Here is a 738-nt window from a genome sequence, read left to right on the forward strand (position 1 = left end):
TTGCTGACGCGGACCGTTTCGAGCCGGGTGAGGCCGCTGGCCGGTTCGTAGCGCGGGAGCCGCGACAGGCCCGAATCGATGACGACGCGCACGCCGTCGATGGTGATGGAGGTCTCGGCGATCGAGGTGGCCAACACCACCTTGCGGCGGCCGGCCGGCGGCGGCTTGATCGCCGCGTCCTGCGCCTTGCCGTCGAGCATGCCGTAGAGCGGGACGATGTCGGTATCGGTGCCGACCTTGCCGGCCAGCCGCTCGGCGGTTCGCTCGATCTCGCGTTGGCCGGGCAGGAAGGCAAGCACGCTGCCGCTTTCGTCAGCAAGAGCGGCGCGGATCGCCTTGGCCATGGCGTCCTCGATGGCGATGCCGGCGGGGCGTTCGTCATAACGGATATCGACAGGGAAGGCGCGGCCCTCGCTCTCGATCACCGGCGCGCCCGACATGAGTTTGGCGACACGCGCGCCGTCGAGCGTCGCCGACATCACTGCCAAGCGCAGATCCGGCCTGAGCGCCCCTTGGACGTCGAGCGCCAGAGCGAGACCAAAATCGCCGTCGAGCGAGCGCTCGTGGAATTCGTCGAAAATGACAGCCGAAACACCGGGCAGTTCGGGATCGTCGAGGATCATGCGCGCCAGCACGCCTTCGGTGACGACCACGATCCTGGTCTTTGCCGAAATGCGGTTTTCCATGCGCATGGCATAGCCGACGGTGGCGCCAGGTTCCTCACCAAGCAATTCAGCC

The 738-nt window shown here is 66.9% G+C and carries 1 protein-coding gene; it reads right to left on the reverse strand.

All coding sequences use genetic code 11. The features are described 5' to 3' along the window. Positions 1 to 738, reverse strand: a 738-nt coding sequence (locus EOD15_RS35065) for a helicase-related protein (RefSeq protein ID WP_281035610.1), incomplete at both ends; no start/stop codon positions are given.

The sequence above is a fragment of the Mesorhizobium sp. M7A.T.Ca.US.000.02.2.1 genome (assembly GCF_003996995.1).
Taxonomy (GTDB): Bacteria; Pseudomonadota; Alphaproteobacteria; order Rhizobiales; family Rhizobiaceae; genus Mesorhizobium.